The 17,395-nt window shown below is 67.3% G+C and carries 15 protein-coding genes; 5 read left to right on the top strand and 10 right to left on the bottom strand.

Going from position 1 to position 17,395, the window contains the following annotated elements; all coding sequences use genetic code 11:
• Positions 1-37 precede the first annotated feature (37 nt).
• The 5 genes from ASG64_RS13620 to ASG64_RS13640 are packed head-to-tail and all read right to left on the bottom strand — an operon-like array spanning position 38 to position 5,309.
• Positions 38-1,150, bottom strand: a complete 1,113-nt coding sequence (locus tag ASG64_RS13620; protein WP_056074048.1) for an ABC transporter ATP-binding protein — start codon at positions 1,148-1,150, stop codon at positions 38-40.
• Between the two features lie 10 nt (positions 1,151-1,160).
• A complete protein-coding gene (locus tag ASG64_RS13625) occupies positions 1,161-2,015 on the bottom strand; it encodes a carbohydrate ABC transporter permease (protein WP_042576200.1) in 855 nt (284 codons plus the stop codon).
• Positions 2,015-2,965, bottom strand: coding sequence for a carbohydrate ABC transporter permease (locus tag ASG64_RS13630; protein ID WP_056074049.1), 951 nt, complete (start codon positions 2,963-2,965; stop codon positions 2,015-2,017). The genes ASG64_RS13625 and ASG64_RS13630 overlap by 1 nt, the downstream gene beginning before the upstream one ends.
• On the bottom strand, positions 2,965-4,314 hold the full coding sequence (locus ASG64_RS13635; RefSeq protein ID WP_056074050.1) for an ABC transporter substrate-binding protein: 1,350 nt from the start codon (positions 4,312-4,314) through the stop codon (positions 2,965-2,967). Before ASG64_RS13635 ends, ASG64_RS13630 begins: the two co-directional genes overlap by 1 nt.
• A gap of 35 nt (positions 4,315-4,349) precedes the next feature.
• Positions 4,350-5,309, bottom strand: coding sequence for a sugar-binding transcriptional regulator (locus tag ASG64_RS13640; RefSeq protein WP_056074051.1), 960 nt, complete (start codon positions 5,307-5,309; stop codon positions 4,350-4,352).
• A 98-nt stretch (positions 5,310-5,407) separates the two neighbouring features.
• On the opposite strand from ASG64_RS13640, the gene ASG64_RS13645 reads away from it, so the two are divergent.
• Both ASG64_RS13645 and ASG64_RS13650 read left to right on the top strand, forming a co-directional pair.
• A complete protein-coding gene (locus ASG64_RS13645) occupies positions 5,408-6,430 on the top strand; it encodes an NAD(P)-dependent alcohol dehydrogenase (RefSeq protein ID WP_056074052.1) in 1,023 nt (340 codons plus the stop codon).
• Entirely contained in the window at positions 6,427-7,902 is a 1,476-nt protein-coding gene (locus ASG64_RS13650) for a mannitol dehydrogenase family protein (protein WP_056074053.1), read from the top strand. Before ASG64_RS13645 ends, ASG64_RS13650 begins: the two co-directional genes overlap by 4 nt.
• Positions 7,903-7,912: 10 nt before the next feature.
• Here ASG64_RS13650 and ASG64_RS13655 read toward each other — a convergent pair whose 3' ends face one another.
• Positions 7,913-9,058: an L-talarate/galactarate dehydratase gene (locus tag ASG64_RS13655; RefSeq protein ID WP_235579607.1), complete on the bottom strand. Its 1,146-nt coding sequence runs from the start codon at positions 9,056-9,058 to the stop codon at positions 7,913-7,915.
• Positions 9,059-9,468: 410 nt separating this feature from the next.
• On the opposite strand from ASG64_RS13655, the gene ASG64_RS13660 reads away from it, so the two are divergent.
• Positions 9,469-11,043, top strand: coding sequence for an ABC transporter substrate-binding protein (locus ASG64_RS13660; protein WP_056074382.1), 1,575 nt, complete (start codon positions 9,469-9,471; stop codon positions 11,041-11,043).
• A 1-nt stretch (position 11,044) separates the two neighbouring features.
• On the opposite strand, the gene ASG64_RS13665 is transcribed toward ASG64_RS13660, so the two are convergent.
• Positions 11,045-12,439 (bottom strand): FGGY family carbohydrate kinase, encoded by a 1,395-nt coding sequence (locus tag ASG64_RS13665; RefSeq protein ID WP_056074055.1) that lies wholly within the window; start codon positions 12,437-12,439, stop codon positions 11,045-11,047.
• A gap of 46 nt (positions 12,440-12,485) precedes the next feature.
• Here ASG64_RS13665 and ASG64_RS13670 point away from each other — a divergent pair, with 46 nt between their 5' ends.
• A complete protein-coding gene (locus ASG64_RS13670; protein WP_056074056.1) occupies positions 12,486-13,178 on the top strand; it encodes a TetR family transcriptional regulator in 693 nt (230 codons plus the stop codon).
• Here ASG64_RS13670 and ASG64_RS13675 read toward each other — a convergent pair.
• The gene (locus tag ASG64_RS13675; protein ID WP_056074385.1) at positions 13,162-15,219 is read right to left on the bottom strand and encodes an acyltransferase family protein; all 2,058 of its coding nucleotides are present in this window, start codon (positions 15,217-15,219) and stop codon (positions 13,162-13,164) included. The genes ASG64_RS13670 and ASG64_RS13675 overlap by 17 nt on opposite strands.
• A 165-nt stretch (positions 15,220-15,384) precedes the next feature.
• Here ASG64_RS13675 and ASG64_RS13680 point away from each other — a divergent pair, with 165 nt between their 5' ends.
• The gene (locus tag ASG64_RS13680) at positions 15,385-16,542 is read left to right on the top strand and encodes an acyl-CoA dehydrogenase (RefSeq protein WP_056074057.1); all 1,158 of its coding nucleotides are present in this window, start codon (positions 15,385-15,387) and stop codon (positions 16,540-16,542) included.
• A gap of 9 nt (positions 16,543-16,551) precedes the next feature.
• Here the strand turns inward: ASG64_RS13680 and ASG64_RS13685 are convergent, their stop codons facing one another.
• Both ASG64_RS13685 and ASG64_RS13690 read right to left on the bottom strand, forming a co-directional pair.
• On the bottom strand, positions 16,552-16,905 hold the full coding sequence (locus tag ASG64_RS13685) for an RNA-binding S4 domain-containing protein (RefSeq protein WP_056074058.1): 354 nt from the start codon (positions 16,903-16,905) through the stop codon (positions 16,552-16,554).
• The gene (locus tag ASG64_RS13690) at positions 16,902-17,393 is read right to left on the bottom strand and encodes a metallophosphoesterase family protein (protein ID WP_056074059.1); all 492 of its coding nucleotides are present in this window, start codon (positions 17,391-17,393) and stop codon (positions 16,902-16,904) included. Before ASG64_RS13690 ends, ASG64_RS13685 begins: the two co-directional genes overlap by 4 nt.
• Between the last annotated feature and the right edge of the window lie 2 nt (positions 17,394-17,395).

The following is a 17,395-nucleotide window of genomic DNA, read 5'->3' on the forward strand; positions in this document are numbered from 1 at the left end:
GGCACGTTCCCACACCCGGGTCTATCCCCCTGGTCGGTCAGGCAGTCAGGCGCAACCCTGTTTCCGGATGGAACAGGTACGCCGTGCCCTCCTGCTTGGTCAGCGTGATCGTCTCGCCGATCTTCGCAGGAGCCCTCCGAGGTGAGCGTGCCACGATCGTGGCCGGAGTGCCGTCCGAGGAGCGAATTCGTGTGTCGCCGAAGCTGGCGTACAGGTAACTCTCGTTGCCCAGTTCCTCGACCAGATCCACCGTGACCACCAGTCCGTCGTCGTCCGCGGATCCGATGGCGAGCTGCTCGGGGCGCAGACCCAGCGTGACCTCGTCGAGGCCGGCCGCCGCGATGGCCGTGAGCTGGTCGCGTTCGAGGGCGATGGTGCGGTCCCCGACCTTCAGTCCACCCTTCGCGACGGGCACCGTGAACAGATTCATCGCGGGCGAGCCGATGAAGCCGGCGACGAACGCGTTGATCGGGTGGTCGTACAGCTCGGTGGGCGAGGCGAACTGCTGCAGCTTCCCGTCTTTGAGGATCGCCACCCGGTCACCCATCGTCATCGCCTCCACCTGGTCGTGGGTGACGTAGACGGTGGTGGTGCCGAGTCGCCGCTGGAGTGCCGCGATCTGGGTGCGCGTCTGCACGCGTAGCTTGGCGTCGAGGTTGGACAGCGGCTCGTCCATGCAGAACACCTGCGGCTCGCGCACGATGGCGCGTCCCATGGCCACGCGCTGGCGTTGACCACCGGAGAGCTTGCCGGGCTTGCGGTCCAGGTATTCGGTGAGGTCGAGCAGATCGGCAGCGTCCTTGACTCGCTTCGTGCGCTCCTCGAGGCTCACGCCGCGCATCTTGAGGGCGAAGCCCATGTTCTCGCCGACGGTCTTGTTGGGGTAGAGCGCGTAGTTCTGGAACACCATCGCGATGTCGCGGTCCTTGGACGGCACCCCGACCATGTTCTTCCCCCCGATCTCGATGGCGCCACCGTCGATCTCCTCGAGGCCGGCCAGCATCCGCAGCGCGGTCGACTTGCCGGAGCCGGACGGTCCGACCAGGACGATGAACTCACCGTCCTGGATGTCGAGGTCGAGGGAGTCCACCGCCAACTTGTCGGCGCCGTCGTAGATGCACGATGCTTGCTTGTACGAGATTGCAGCCATGATTCTTCTCCTACTTGATTGCGCCGAAGGACAATCCGCGCACGAGTTTGTTCTGCGCGAACCATCCGGCGAGGACGACGGGGAGGGCTGCGAACGTCGCAGCGGCGGACAGCTGGGCCCAGTACAGGCCCTGGCCGGTGATGAAGCCGACGAGGTAGACCGGAATGGTCTGCGCCTGGACGGCGGTGAGGTTGACGGCGAAGAAGAATTCGTTCCACGAGAAGATCACGCAGATGAGCGACGTCGCCGCGATTCCGGGAGAGACCAGGGGCAGGATGACCTCCCGCACCGACGTCCACAGCGAGGCACCGTCCATGCTCGCGGCCTCGAGCAGTTCGCTCGGCACCTCGAGGAAGAACGAGCGCATCATCCACACCGCGATCGGGAGGTTCATCGCCGTGTACAGGATGATCAGGGCCCAGATATTGTCCAGCAGACCGATGTCTCCGACGATCACGTAGAGCGGAACGATGGCGGCGACGACGGGGAGCATCTTGGTGGAGATGAAGAAGAACAGCACGTCCTGCGTCTTCTTCACCGGCCGCAGCGACAACGCGAACGCGGCCGGAACTCCCAGCAGCAGAACGAGAGCCGTCGAGACGATGGTGGCGAAGGCCGAGTTGAGCAGCGTGGTGCCGATGCCGCTGTCGAGAACTCCGCGGTACTGGTCGAGCGTCGGGGTGAAGAAGATCTTCGGTGTGGCGGTGTAGGCGTCGGCTTCCTGCTTGAACCCGGTGATCACCATCCACAGGACAGGGAAGAAGAAGGCGATGCCGGCGACCCAGGCGACGAAGGACCAGATCGAGCCCGTGCCCCACCGAGCCTTCCGGGTGACGGGCGCTTTCTCCACGGTTCCGGTAGTCATCACGCCGCCTCCTCGTTCCCACTGAAGCTCTTGAAGATCAGTCGCAGCGCCAGGGTGCTGACGACGATGGTGGCCACCACGGTGACGACGCCCATGGCCGCGGCCTGGCCGATGTCGAAGCCGAGGAAGGCTCGTTGGTAGATGTAGAAGGGCAGGTTCGACGACGCCACACCGGGTCCGCCGGAGGTCATCATGTAGACCGCGTCGAAGGTGTTGATCAGGTAGATCGCGCCCAGGACGGCACCCAGTTCGATGAATCGACGCAGGTGCGGCAACGTCAGCTCGCGGAAGAGTGCGAACGGGCCGGCGCCGTCGACACGGGCTGCCTCGGCGATGTCCTTCGGCATCGACTGCAGGCCGGCGAGTATCAGCAGCATCATGAACGGGGTCCACTGCCACACCAGGTTGGTCATGACGGCCGCCAGGGGGAAGCGGGAGACCCAGTCGATCTGGTCCACCCCGAACGGACTCAGGGCGAAGTTGATGAGGCCGAAGACGGGATCGAACATCGTGGTCTTCCAGATCAACGCGCCGGCGACCGGGGTGATGAGGAACGGCGTGATCAGCAGGGTGCGGACCAGGCTGCGGCCGATGAACTTCCGGTCGAGTAGCAGTGCCAGCAGCAGACCCAGCACCACCGAGATGATGACCGTGCCGACGATCATGATCACCGTGTTGAGAGCGACCTGACGGAACTGGCTGTCGCGGAACACGTCGACGTAGTTGTTGAGCCAGTTGAACTCTCGGGAGCCCGGTCGCACCAGGTTCCACGACTGCGTCGAGTAGTACAGCGTGAAGAGGAACGGAATCTGCGTGACGACGATGGCGAACACCATGGCCGGGAGCAGTGGTCCACGGCGGCGCCATCCCTCTGCCTTGCTGATCGTCCGTTCACGCCGGACGACCGGCGTGGACTCCGTCCGCGGCGAACCGACATCGGTAGCGGTCATCACTCGTCCTCCTGGTAGGTCTTACCGACCACTTCGGCGTACTGCTGCGCCTGGGCGAGTGCGTCCTGGACACTGATCTGTCCGGCGATCGCGGCGCTGATCTGTTGACTGACACGGGTTCCCAGGTCCTGGAACTCGGGAATGGTGAGGAACTGCACCCCGGTGTAGGGCACGGGGTCGACCGTGGGCTTGTTCGGGTCGGCGCCGTTGATCGAGTCGAGCGTCACCTGACCGAACGCGGCCGACGCCTTCTCGTACTCGGGGATCTCGTACGTGGACAACCGACTTCCCGGCGGGACACGCTCCCATCCGAGCTCGTTGCCGACCTTGTTCAGGTACTCCTTGTTCGTCATCCAGGACACGAACTTCCACGCGTCGTCGGGATTCTCGGAGGTCTTCGGGATACCGAGCGCCCACGAGTAGAGCCAACCGTTGTCACCCTTGGCCGCGGACGGCGCCTTGGCGTACCCGATCTTGCCGACGACGGTGCTCGACGTGGGATCCTCGAGCACGGACACTGCCGAGGTGGCGTCGTACCACATTGCTGTGTTGCCCTGCGCCAGTTGCGTTCCGCACTCACTGAACCCACTGGTCGCCGCGCCTGCCTGCCCGTGGGTGCGGACCAGATCGACGTAGAACTGCACCGCTTCCTCGACCTGCGGACTGGTCAGCTGCGCGTTCCAGTTCTCGTCGTACCAGCGGCCACCGAAAGCGTTGATGACGGTGTCCAGAGGGGCCAGGACCTCGCCCCAGCCGGGCTTGCCGCGGAGGCAGATACCGGAGACACCGGGCGTGTCGAGCTTCGCGGCGGCGTCGGCGACCTGCTGCCAGGTGGGCTCCTGCGGCATCGTGATGCCGGCCGCCTCCATCAGATCCTTGCGGTACATCAGGAAGGACGACTCACCGTAGAACGGCACCGAATACATGCTGCCCTCGTAGGAGAGGGACTCCTTCAGGGACGGGATGAAGTCGGCCTCGTCGTATCCCGGTGTGTCCTGCGCGTACTCGGAGAGGTTGGTCAACCAGCCGTTCTCGGCCCACTGCGGGGTCTCGTAGTTGCTGATCATGACCACGTCGAATTCACCGCCGCCGGTGGCCACCGAGGCCGTGATCTTGGCGCGCGCCTCGTTCTCCGACAGGGAGACGAACTTCAGGTCGATGCCGGGGTTGTCCGCCTCGAATTCCGGCGCCAGAGAGATGGCGTCGGACATCTGCGAGTTGGACACGATGGCGACGGTGATCGTCTTTCCACCACCGTCGCCCCCGAACGAGCCCGCCCCTGCGCATCCTGTCGCCACCAGTGCGGTGGTGGCGACAAGCGCGACGAGTGGTGTCAATCGTGACGTCACGTCGGTACTACCTCGATTCCTGTGGAGTGTGCGTGCTAGCCGAGTAGGTAGGCGGCGCACGCGATGTCGGTCACCAGCACGGTGGCGAGACGGCCGCGCAGAGCGGCCCGGACGGCGGCGTGTTTGCGTGCTCCGCCGGAGATCAGAAGGGTGTTGGCGCACCGTCGGATGTCGTCGAGCGGAACCGACATGGTGCGTGCACCGAGGCTGCCCTCGATGTCCGCGCCGTTCTCGTCGAAGAATCGTCCGCCGATCTCGCCGACGGCCCCGAGATGATCGAGTTCGGTCAACTCGGCCTGCTCGAGGAAACTGCCCTCGAACAGAGTGGTCGACGTGGACACCGGCCCCAGTCCGAAGAACATCAGATCTGCCGAACGCCCCGCCTCGAGTGCGCGGGACATGATCGAGTCGTTCTGCAGCGCAACCACTGTCGCCGGATCTGCGTAGAGCGGGGCGTTGAGACGCATCGTGGCAGCCTGGAGCTGCTCCGCGCATCGGCCGAGAACGAAGTCCACACCGGTCTGGTATTCCGCGGCGCTCATCGACCCGTCGAGTTGCACCACCAGCGAGCACCGGCTTCCCCGCGAGGACAGCGCCTGAGCCACCGCCACGGTTTCCGGGCCCCAGGTGAACCCGACGGTGTGGTCGGGCTGCACCCGTCGGGTGAGCACGCCGGCGGCTGCGCGACCCACCGCGTCGTACCGTCCGCCGCCGTCGTCGATGTTCGACGTGACCACCAGCGCCTCGTCCAGCCCGTACTTCTCCTCGAGCCGGCGCTCGAGGTCGGTGTGCACGGACCCGCTGATCTCCTCGGGTACGTGGATCTCGATGCGCACCAACCCGTTGGCGCGAGCCTTGGCGACCAGGCGCCCCGCCGTGGGGCGCGAGACTCCGAGCTTGGCCGCGATCTGCGCCTGAGTAGCGCCGTCGAGGTGGTACATCGTTGCCGCGCGCAGGGCGAGCCGGAGCTCGTCGCTGGCATTCGGCGTAGTCACGTCGTCGTCTCCCCGGTGAGGGTGAGCATCTGCTCACCTGTTGTTCATCTGCTCACTTAAGCTAACATTCAGGTGTGATCCACACAACAGTCAGTTCCATGAGTGCTGCAGTTCTCACCGAGCCGGGACGCATCGTCACCGAGAATCGGCCCGTTCCGACGCCCCGATCCGGCGACGTCCTGGTCCGCGTGTCCGCGGTCGGAGTCTGCGGATCGGACACTCACTACTACCGCGAGGGACGCATCGGCGACTTCGTCGTGTCCTCGCCGCTGGTGCTCGGCCACGAGGCGTCGGGCGTGATCGTCGCGGTGGGTGAGGGAGTGTCCGAGAAGAGGATCGGTTCACGGGTGTCCGTCGAGCCGCAGCGTCCGGATCCGGACAGTCGCGAGAGCAGATCGGGCCACTACAACCTGTGCCCCCACATGGAGTTCTACGCGACGCCGCCCGTCGACGGCGCGCTGTGCGAATACGTGAGCATCGGCAGCACCTTCGCCCACGATGTACCGGACTCGGTCTCCGACGACGCCGCCGCTCTTTTCGAGCCGCTGTCCGTGGCGATAGCGACGGCACGCAAGGCCGGCATCACCGGGGGATCGCGCGTGCTGATCGCCGGCGCGGGTCCCGTCGGACTTCTCACCGCCCAGGTCTCGCGAGCGTTCGGAGCGACCGACATCATCGTGTCCGACATCTCGCCGAGCCGACGCGAGAGTGCCGCGCGCTACGGTGCGACGCGGGTCCTGGACCCCACCACCGAATCGGTGCACGACCTCGACCTGGACGCGTTCATCGACGCCTCCGGTGCGCCTCGGGCCGTGCAGGACGGCATGCGCGCCGTGCGTCCCGCGGGCAGAGTGGTCCTCGTGGGGATGGGCGGCGACGAGTATCCGATACCCGTCTCGGTGATCCAGAATCGAGAACTCTGGGTCACCGGCGTCTTCCGATACGCCGATACCTGGCCCACCGCACTGGAACTCGTGCGCACAGGGCGCGTCGACCTGGACAGCATGGTCACCGCGCACTTCGACCTCGCGCACGTCGAGGATGCTCTGAACCACGACCGCACCGACGGCAGCATCAAGGCTGTCGTCACCGTGACCCCCAGTCAGGAGACACTGTCGTGAAGTTGTCCACCGCCACGCTCGACCAGCTCCCGAGCGACGTCGATGCGCCGTCCTACGACCGTTCCGCGATCACCACCGGCATCGTGCATGTCGGGGTCGGCGGGTTCCATCGGGCGCATCAGGCGATGTACGTGGACCGCTTGCTGCGCACCGACTTCGAGTCGGCCGCGCGGTGGGGGATCTGCGGAGTCGGGGTGCTCCCCGGCGATCGTCGGATGAAGGACGTCATGGACGCCCAGGACTGCCTGTACACGCTGGCGCTGCGGCATTCCGACGGCTCGTGGGACACCTCCGTCATCGGATCCATCACCGAGTACCTGTTCGCGCCGGACGCTCCCGAGGCCGTGATCGAGAAGCTCGCCCACGAGGACACCCGCATCGTCTCGCTCACCGTCACCGAGGGGGGTTACAACTTCTCGGCCACCACGGGCGAGTTCGACGCCGAGAACCCCGCTGTGCGAGCGGATCTGGAACCGGGGTCCGTACCGACGACGACGTTCGGGCTGGTGTGCGAGGCGCTCTCGCGGCGCAAGGACCGTGGTCTCGCACCGTTCACGATCATGTCGTGCGACAACATCGAGGGCAACGGGCACATCGCCCGCTCGACGTTCACCGCGTTCGCCGCACTGAAGGACCCCGACCTGGCGCACTGGATCACCGAGAACGCGCAGTTTCCCAACTCGATGGTCGACCGCATCACGCCCGTGACGACGCCCGACGTCGTGGAGCAGTTGGCGTCGCGCTACGGCATCGACGACCAGTGGCCCGTCGCCGCGGAACCGTTCACGCAGTGGGCGCTGGAAGATCGGTTCACGCTGGGTCGACCCCGATTCGAGGATGCCGGCGTCCAGGTGGTCGACGACGTCACCCCGTACGAGCTCATGAAGCTCCGGTTGCTCAACGCCAGCCACCAAGCGCTCTGCTATGTCGGCTATCTCAGCGGATACCGCTTGGTTCACGACGTGGCGCAGGACCCTCTCTTCGCCGAGTTCCTGCTGCGCTACATGGACGAGGAAGCAACGCCCACGCTGCAGCCGGTTCCCGGCATCGATCTCGCCGACTACAAGAATACGCTGATCGAGAGGTTCTCCAACCCCGAGATCCGCGACACCGTCGCCCGACTGTGCGCGGAGTCGTCGGACCGCATTCCGAAGTGGCTGGTGCCGGTGATCCGGATCAATCTCGAATCCGGCGGCCCCGTTGCGCTGTCGGCGGCGGTCGTCGCGAGTTGGGCACGGTACGCCGAGGGTGTCGACGAGCAGGGCGAGCCCATCGAGATCGTCGACAGGTTGAAGGACACTCTGACCCCGCTGGCTCGCCGGCAGGGCGAGGACCGCACCGCGTTCGTGCAGAATCGCGAGCTGTTCGGCGACCTCGTGGACGACGAGCGCTTCGTCGACGCCTACGTGTCGGCGCTGGACTTTCTGCACACTCGGGGCGCGCGGGCGACGGTGCAGGACCTGCTCGCCTGACGGCCTGGCATCAGCGGAACGAGGCCGTCCCGACGGTCCAGGCATGCGCCCGCTCGCTCAGGGTGAAGCCCAACCCCGGTCGATCGGACAGGTGCATCCGGCCGTCGCGAGTCTCGAGGTGCTCCTCGAACAGCGGATCCAACCAGTCGAAGTGCTCCACCCAGGTCTGCAGCGGGTAGACCGCCGCCAGATGCAGGTGAATCTCCATCGCGAAATGGGGAGCCATCTGCAATCCGTGGTGCTCCGCCAGACCCGCGAGCTTCAGGAACTGGGTGATGCCGCCGATGCGCGGAGCATCGGGTTGGATGATGTCGACGGACCCGGCCTCGATCAGGCGGACGTGCTCGCCGACACTGGCCAGCATCTCACCGGTGGCGATGGACGTGTCGAAGGTGCGCGCCAGCATCGCGTGTCCCTCGGCGTCGTAGGCGTCGAGCGGCTCCTCGATCCACACCAGATCGAACTGCTCGAGGATGCGGCACATGCGAGTCGCGGTCGGACGATCCCACTGCTGGTTCGCGTCGACCATCAGCGGCACGTCGTCGCCGAGATGTTCGCGCACCGCCGTCACGCGGGCGATGTCCTGGCGCCAATCCGGCTGACCCACCTTGAGTTTGATGCCTCCGATCCCGGCCGCGAGTGACGCCGTGGCGTTGTCGAGCACCTCACCGATCGGAGTGTGAAGAAATCCGCCGGACGTGTTGTATGTCTGGACGGAATCGCGGGTGGACCCGATCAGCTTGGCCAACGGGAGCCCCGCACGCTTGGCCTTGAGGTCCCACAGCGCGATATCGATGGCGGCGATCGCCTGTGTCGCAACACCACTGCGGCCCACGGAGGCGCCAGCCCACACCAGCGACGTCCAGATCTTGCCGATGTCACTGGGGTCCTGTCCGATCAGGACGGGCGCGATCTCCTTCGCGTGCGCGAACTGCGCCGGACCACCGGCGCGCTTGGAGTAGCTGAACCCGATTCCTGTGTGTCCCTGCTCCGTTCGGATCTCGACGAAGAGGAACATCACCTCCGTCATCGGCTTCTGTCGGCCCGTCAGGACTTTCGCGTCACTGATCGGCGCGGACAGCGGAAGCACGATCGAGCGCAGAGTCACGTCCTCGATGCGATCGATCGTCGCCGCACCGGCCGCGAGAGCACGCAGTGCCGCATCGGGCGCGGTGAGTCCGCTGGTCGGCCTGGTGGGAGTGCGGTCGGAGATCTCTCGCGTATCGGTCACTGTGGGCTCCTCCGTCGAGTGTGTGGTCGCGCTCACACGGTAAGCCCGTGGCCGATGCACGTCCAGGTCCTTTCATGCATCCTTCGATGCCCTCGAGGTATCGGTCTCGGGGGGCCGGTATCGCACCGAATCGGTATCGGTCGATGCCGAAACAGCATGCGCCCGTGATAGTCCGGTCATCGGAAGGCGACGACTCGACATCGGCGCAGGTGGGCGACGTGCGCATCCGACGCCAGGGGTCGAGAACGGGTCCATAACGGCCTCGGTACGCCGTTGACGATGCGCATCGCCGCTCCTACGTTGTGTCCACCGTCACAACACCTCCGGAGGTCGACATGAGCCCTGCACCACGGAACCGAATCTCGGCGGCGGTCGCCGGCGCGCTCACCCTCGCCCTCGCCGCGTCGGGCTGCTCCGTCGCGAACACCGACCGGAGTTCGTCGACCGACCCCGACACCCTGCGCATCGTCCTGAGCCAGGAGCCCCCCACGCTCGAAGCCTGCGACGTCTCGCAGACGTCGATCGGAGTGGTCACCCGGTCGAACATCACCGAACCGCTGATGGAGCGCAACCCCACCACCGGTGGACTCGAACCCAAACTCGCCGATACGTGGGAGCAGAACTCCGACCGCGAGTGGACCTTCCGGTTGCATCCCGGTGTGACGTTCAGTGACGGCCGACCCTTCGAAGCCGCGGATGCCGCTCACTCGATCGAGCGCACCGTGAACTCCGACATCGGCTGCAACGTCGAGGGATACGTCTTCGGAGACGCCGATCTGACTGTGACCGTCATCGATCCCCTCACTCTCACGGTGGCGTCGCCGGCTCCCGATCCGATTCTCCCGCTACGCATCTCCTTCGTCGAGATGGTCCCTCGGACGGCGAGCTTCACCGAGCGCGAGCGTGAGCCCGTCGGCACCGGCCCCTTCGCGCTGGACACCTGGGAGTACGGCCAGCGACTGACCCTGGTGCGCAACGATCGGTACTGGGGACCGCGTCCGGACTTCGCGAGAGCCGTCTACCAGTGGCGTAGCGAAGGAAGCATCCGAGCGTCGATGGTGTCCGGCGACGAGGCCGACATCGCCACCGGTATCGGGCCCGAGGACGGGGCAGGTGACCTGGGAGTGGCCTACCCGAACAACGAGACCACGGCGGTTCGGATCCAGGTCGAGGAACCGCCGCTCGACGACATCCGGGTTCGGCAGGCGATCAACTACTCGATCAATCGCAACGGAATCGTGCATGCGCTCTTCCGCGATCTGGGCCGGCCTGCCGCACAGTTGGTCTCACCGGGAGTCGTCGGCTACAACGACGAACTCGAAGCATGGCCGTACGACACCGACAAGGCACGCGCGTTGCTCGACGAGGCCCGGGCGGACGGTGTACCGGTGGATGCGAAGATTCGGTTGATCGGCCGCACCGGCCAGTTCCCCAAGGTGAACGAGACACTCGAGGTCGTCCAGAATGCGCTGTCCGAACTGGGCATGAACATCTCGATCGAGATGATGGACTCGGCAGGCACGTCGCAGTATCAGGAGCGACCGTTCCCCGCCGACGCCGGCCCGTACCTGCTGGTGATCCAGCACGGCAACCAGGCAGGTGACTCCGCGTTCACCGTCGACCAGTACTTCACCAGCGACGGCTTCCAGAGTGCCTACGGGACACCGGAGTTCGACGCCGAGATCGCCGCGGCGAACCAGCGCACCGGCGACGCTCGTCAGGACGCCTACGCCCAGCTGTTCGCGGACGAGCCGACCGAGATCATGCAGATGGCCTACATCGCCCACATGGAGGGTGTCCTGGCGAAGTCGGACCGCGTCGACTACACACCCGACTCGGCGACCGTCGACGAGATGCACCTGGCCGCCATGACGCACGCACAGGAGGGAGCGTCGGCGTCGGGTCGGTGAGCTACCCGGCCCCCTCGGTCAGGTCGCGCACCTCGGCGTAGCGCGACCTGACCGACGGTGTCGGATCGGCCTCGAACCGAGGGATGTCCGACGCAGCCCAGACCGGCGGCTCGGCCGCACCCGAGAGAACCCATGCGGCTTGCCGCGCGGCACCGTCCGCCACGTACTCGCCGGCGGGGGGCACGTCGACGGGCATTCCGAAGATCGCCGGAGCGAGAACGCGCACCGCCTCGGACTTGGCACCTCCCCCGACGAGCAGCACTCTCGAGACCGACGCCCCCTGCTCGATCAGGTGATCGATACCGTCGGCCAGGCTGCACAGGAGTCCCTCGACCGCAGCGCGGGCGAGATGTCCGGGCGTCGAATTGTGCAGTCGCAGTCCGTGGATCGCGCCGCTCGCGTCCGGTCGGTTCGGTGTCCGTTCCCCTTCCAGATACGGCACCATGACGAGGCCGTCGCTGTCCGTGGACAGCGCGAGCCGCGACAGTTCGTCGTGGTCGACGCCGAGCAGACGCGCGGCGGCGTCCAACACGCGCGCCGCATTCAGTGTGCACACCAACGGCAGTTGGCGCCCGGTGGCGTCGGCGAAGCCCGCGACCAGTCCCGACGGGTCGCGCGGGGCCACCGTGGAGACGGCGGACACCACCCCGGACGTCCCCACGGACACCACCAGATCGCCCTCTCCGGCACCCAGAGCCAGTGCGGCAGCGGCGTTGTCGCCCGTTCCGGGCCCGATCGCCGCGCCGGACGACGTGGTCCCGATCCGGGCGGACGGTTGCATCACCGTCGGCACGTGGGGGTCACGCCCGCGCAGCGCCAGGCCGAGCAGGTCGACGCGGTACTCGTCGGTCGCGGCCGAGAAGTAGCCGGTGCCGCTGGCGTCGCCCCGGTCGGTCGCGAGAGCGTCGAGGCCGCGAGCTCCGCCCAGGCGCCAGGACAACCAGTCGTGCGGAAGGCAGACGGCTGCAGTCCGATTCGCATTGTCCGGCTCGTGGTCGGCCAACCAGCGCAGTTTCGATGCGGTGATCGCCGCGACCGGGACGACGCCGACGGCATCCGCCCACGCCTGGCCGCCACCGAGCTCGTCCACCAGGTCGCGAGCGGACCGTCCGGATCGAGTGTCGTTCCACAGCAACGCCGGTCGGACCACTTCGCCGTCCTCGTCCAAGCAGACCATGCCGTGCTGTTGGGCTCCGACGGAGACCGCGTCGACCCCGTCCATCCCGCCGGCATCCGCGAGCGCCGCGTCCAGCGCGTCGGACCATCGCTGCGGATCGATCTCCGTCCCGTCGGGGTGGGCAGCGCGCCCCTGGCGCACCAGCTCGCCCGAATCGGCATCTCGAACAACGATCTTGCACGACTGGGTGGACGAATCGACACCCATCACCAACGCCACTGTCGCCGTCCTTCACGGTAGGGAACGTTCACGCTACCGTGAGGCCATGGCCGCCCACGAGGAACCGCGCGAATCGGACGATGCGCAGTTCCGCCTCGACGTGATGCGTGCAGCGCTCGACCTGTTCGAGAGCAAGGGGTACGAGGCGACCACCGTCGACCAGATCGCGGAGAGCGCCGGCTTGTCGCGGCGCACGTTCTTCCGCCAGTTCCGGTCGAAGGAGGACGTGGTCTTCGTCGACCACGACGCGACCCTCGCCCACGTGCAGGACTTCCTGGGGACGACCGACCTCGACCCGCACGACGCCGTGTGCGAGGCCGCCGCGCGCGTGTTCGCCCGGTTCGCGGGCACACCCGACACCACTCGCCGGCGCTATCGCGTCCTGCAGACGGTGCCCGCGCTGCGCGAGCGCGAACTGGTCATGGTGCTGCGGTACGAACGCGTCTTCGTCGACACACTGCGCCGCGGGGCACCCGGGGAGGAGCCGCTCTCCCTGGTGCAGTTCGCCGCAGCGGTCACCGCGACGCACAACTACCTGCTGCGCACATGGCTGCGCGACGGGGCACGACTCGAGGTCGAGGACGTGCGGCGCGCCCTCGGGGCGGTGAAGCGGCGGTTCGTCACCGACACCGCGGGTGACCGGCCCACCGCACTCGTGTTGCCGCCGGGGACGTCGGTCGCCGACGTCACGACCCTGCTCGCACAGCACTTCGGGGACGGTCTCACCACCACCCCGTGACCTCGCCGAGCGTGCTGTCGATCACCGGCACGAGCGACCGGACGTACGTCGCCGACAGGTGGTGGGAATCGTGGTAGACCAGCACGTTTCCCTCGACGACGCGACACACGTCGGGACCGCAGACCGCATCGGAGAAGTCGACGGGAACCACCGAGGGGAACGGCAGCGACGCGGCGCGGGCCGGATCGATCTCGGACAGGACCTCACTGCGCGGCAGTCCGCAGGACTCGCTGTCGCCGCCGTCGGCAAGGCAGTCCGCAGCGCGATACGGGACGCCCTCCCTGCTGAGCCACGGAGTGTCCCGCACGGCCACGACGGGAAGAGCGAGCGCGGAGAAGCGTGCCCAGACGTCGAGGTACGCGTCGGGCGTGACGTCGCCGAACTCCGTGGGGCTCGGCCGCGTCGAGGTGGTGAACACCCAGTCGGGGCGGTCCGACGCGAGGATGTCGAGCACCTCCGAGGACCAGTCCCGGCAGTCCGGGTAGGGCAGATCCACCAGGAGCGGCTCGCCGATGTCGAGCGGGCACCCCATCTTGAGGTAGGTCACCACGGCGAACCCGCGGTCCCGGCCGATCCGGTCGAGGGCGGGGAGCCAGTGCTCGGCGTGCGATCCGCCGGCCAGGGCAAGGGTGCGCGTCGCGTCGGGATCTCCGTACACGCACGAGGTCACCTCGCGCTGCGTCATGTCCGCGATGCAGCCGTCCAGCGTCGACTGCGGCAGGTCCAGGTCCGCATCGAGCACGGTGGGTCGCATCGGAGCGTCCGGCACGGGCACACCGTCGACGAGTGCGAGCGCCCCCGGGTAGCGATCGTCGGAGCTCACGTCGGCGGTCGGCTGGGCCGTCGCTCGATCGAGGTAGCCCTGCCAGGTCGCGCTCGCGGCGGCGAGGCCGATCGCTCCGACGGTCACCAGGGCGGTGAGGACGCCGCGGCCCGCGCCCCGACGGTGCACCGGCTCCTCCACCCACGAGCGCGTGGCGACGGCCAGGGCGATCGAGACCACCACCACGGCGGATCCCGTCACCACGGTCACCGAGTGCCCGGTACCGAGCACCGCGATGAGGATCGGCCAGTGCCACAAGTACAGCGGGTAGGCGATGGAGCCGAGGAACTGCAGTGGGCGGGATTCGAGAGCGCGGGTCACGGCCGGTGCTCGGGACTCGGGAGCACCCGCACCGGCGACCACCAGCAGCATCGCGGCCCCGACGGGCACCAGCGCGGCAGGTCCGGGGAACTGCGCCGCACCGTCGACGAGGAACCCACAGCCCACCAGTGCGGCGAGTCCGACGACGGCGGCCGCGGCACGTAGCGCGGCCGGCAGCACCACTCGACCGATCACCAGCCCGGCGATCGCACCGACCGCGAGTTCCCACGTCCGCGCCCCGGTGTCGTAGTAGGCCCACCCCTGGTGGGTGCGGCCGATGTCGGACGCATAGCCGAACGACACCGCGGCGGCGACCGCGAGCACCGACACCAGCACCGGTGTGGTCAGGTCCCGACGACCACACCGTCGGCACGCCGCGGCGACGAGGAACACCACGGCGGTGACACCGACGTAGAACTGCACCTGCACGGACATCGACCACAGGTGCTGGAGCGGACTGACCGACAGATCGGCCGCCGCGTAGTCGGACGCGGTCCGCGCGAGCTCCCAGTTCTGGACGTACGCCAGCGACGCGAGGAGCTGCCGCGTCGTCGCGTCCCACATCGTGAAGGGTCGGTCCCACAGGGTCCAGAGGGCCACCGCGCCGAACACCACCACCGCCGCGGGGTACAGGCGTCGGGCGGTGCGGACGACGAGGGGCCGCAGGACCGGACCGTCGGCTCGCTCGACGCGGCGCAGCACCATCGACGTGAAGAAGAAGCCGGACAGGACGAGGAAGACGTCGACACCGCCCGAGACCCTGCCGAACCAGATGTGGAAGACGACCACGAGGGCGATCGCCAGCCCGCGGAGACCGTCCAGATCGACGCGGTGGCCCGGCCTACGCGCGCCGACTGCCCGGGCACCCGGCGCACGGGTCGTCGCCTGGTGGTGCACGACCACCAGAATAAGGGACGGACGGTACGAGTCCGGAGCACCCACACGTGACCAGTGACACCAAGTGCCAATCGGCCATGGTCATCGGCACTCGGGTCCGGTACGCTGGCCACATTCCGTGACACTGCGTGCCACGATCCCTTCCCCACAACGAACGGACTCTTCATGGCCGGCAACCCCAGCTTCGACCTGTTCCAGCTCTCCGACGAGCACAACGAGCTCCGCGAGGCCATCCGCGCACTCTCCGAGAAGGAGATCGCGCCGTACGCCACCGAGGTCGACGAGCAGGAGCGTTTCCCCGACGAGGCCCTGAAGGCTCTCAACGCCTCCGGTTTCAACGCCGTGCACATCCCCGAGGAGTACGGCGGCCAGGGAGCCGACTCGGTCGCAGCCTGCATGGTGATCGAGGAAGTCGCGCGCGTATGCGGTTCCTCCTCGCTGATCCCCGCCGTGAACAAGCTCGGCACCATGGGCCTGATCCTCAGCGGCGGCGAGGAGCTCAAGCAGAAGGTGCTGCCGTCCATCGCCGAGGGTGAGATGGCGTCCTACGGACTGTCCGAGCGTGAAGCCGGATCCGATGCCGCCGGTATGAAGACCCGCGCCAAGGCGGACGGCGACGACTGGATCCTGAACGGCTCGAAGGCGTGGATCACGAACGCCGGCGCATCGTCCTGGTACACCGTCATGGCGGTCACCGACCCCGAGAAGAAGGCCAACGGCATCTCGGCCTTCATGGTGCACAAGGACGACGAGGGATTCTCCGTCGGCGCGAAGGAGCGCAAGCTCGGTATCAAGGGCAGCCCCACCCGCGAGCTGTACTTCGAGAACTGCCGCATCCCCGGAGACCGCATCATCGGTGAGCCCGGCACCGGCTTCAAGACGGCACTCGCGACGCTCGACCACACACGTCCCACTATCGGTGCGCAGGCCGTCGGCATCGCACAGGGCGCTCTCGACGCGGCCATCGCGTACACGAAGGACCGCAAGCAGTTCGGCAAGGCCATCAGCACGTTCCAGGGCGTCGAGTTCATGCTCGCCGACATGGCGATGGAGATCGAAGCGGCCCGCCTCATGGTGTACTCGGCAGCCGCTCGCGCCGAGCGCGGCGAGAAGAACCTCGGTTTCATCTCCGCTGCGTCCAAGTGCTTCGCGTCCGATGTCGCCATGAAGGTGACCACCGACGCGGTCCAGCTCTTCGGCGGCGCCGGCTACACCCGCGACTTCCCCGTCGAGCGCATGATGCGCGACGCGAAGATCACGCAGATCTACGAGGGCACCAACCAGATCCAGCGCGTCGTCATGTCGCGGGCACTGCTGCGCTGATCACCCGAGTCACCCCCGCAGTTTGTCGATCTCCCGCCGGTCGCGTTTGGTCGGTCGCCCTGCCCCACGATCACGCACGGGTAGGGCGGCGAGCACCTCTCGCGGCGGCGGGGGTGGGCTGCGGTCGATGTAGCAGGCCACCGCGGCCGGGGCGCCCACCCGCTTGTTCACCAACTGGGTGACCTCGATGATCTTCTCGAAGCCGCCCGCGCGGATACGTACCTCGTCACCCGGTACCACGTGTTGGGCCGGCTTCGCCGCGGTCCCGTTGATCTTCACGTGCCCACCCCGGCACGCCGAGGCTGCCGCGGACCGCGTCTTGAACAGTCGCACCGACCAGGTCCATGCGTCGACGCGCGTCACAGTCGCACCAGGTCGACGTCGCCGATCACACCGTCGGCAAGTGTCAGGGTCATGTAGGTGCAGTGCGGTTGCCGACGCCGGTCGGTCGGCGATCCGGGGTTGAGAAGCCGCATCCCGTTGTCGGACAGCGTGTCCCACGGAATGTGACTGTGCCCGAAAACCAGGAGGTCGGTGTCCGGGAATGCCGCGTCCATTCGTCTCTCCCGTCCCGTCTTCGCACCGGTCTCGTGAGTCACGGCGATCCGGACCCCCTCCACCGTGCGCCGAGCGATCTCCGGCAACCGGGACCTGACGTCGTCGCCGTCGTTGTTGCCCCAGCATGCGAGAAGGTCGCGAGACCGCTCCAGGAGGGCGTCCAGCAACGACGGCGCCATCCAGTCGCCTGCGTGCACCACCAGATCGGTGGCGTCGACCGCCTCCCACACCGCGGCGGGAAGATCCCGCGCGCGGGTGGGGACGTGGGTGTCGGACAGCAGGAGCAGCCGCATCG

Source organism: Rhodococcus sp. Leaf247 (genome assembly GCF_001426185.1).
GTDB lineage: Bacteria > Actinomycetota > Actinomycetes > Mycobacteriales > Mycobacteriaceae > Rhodococcoides.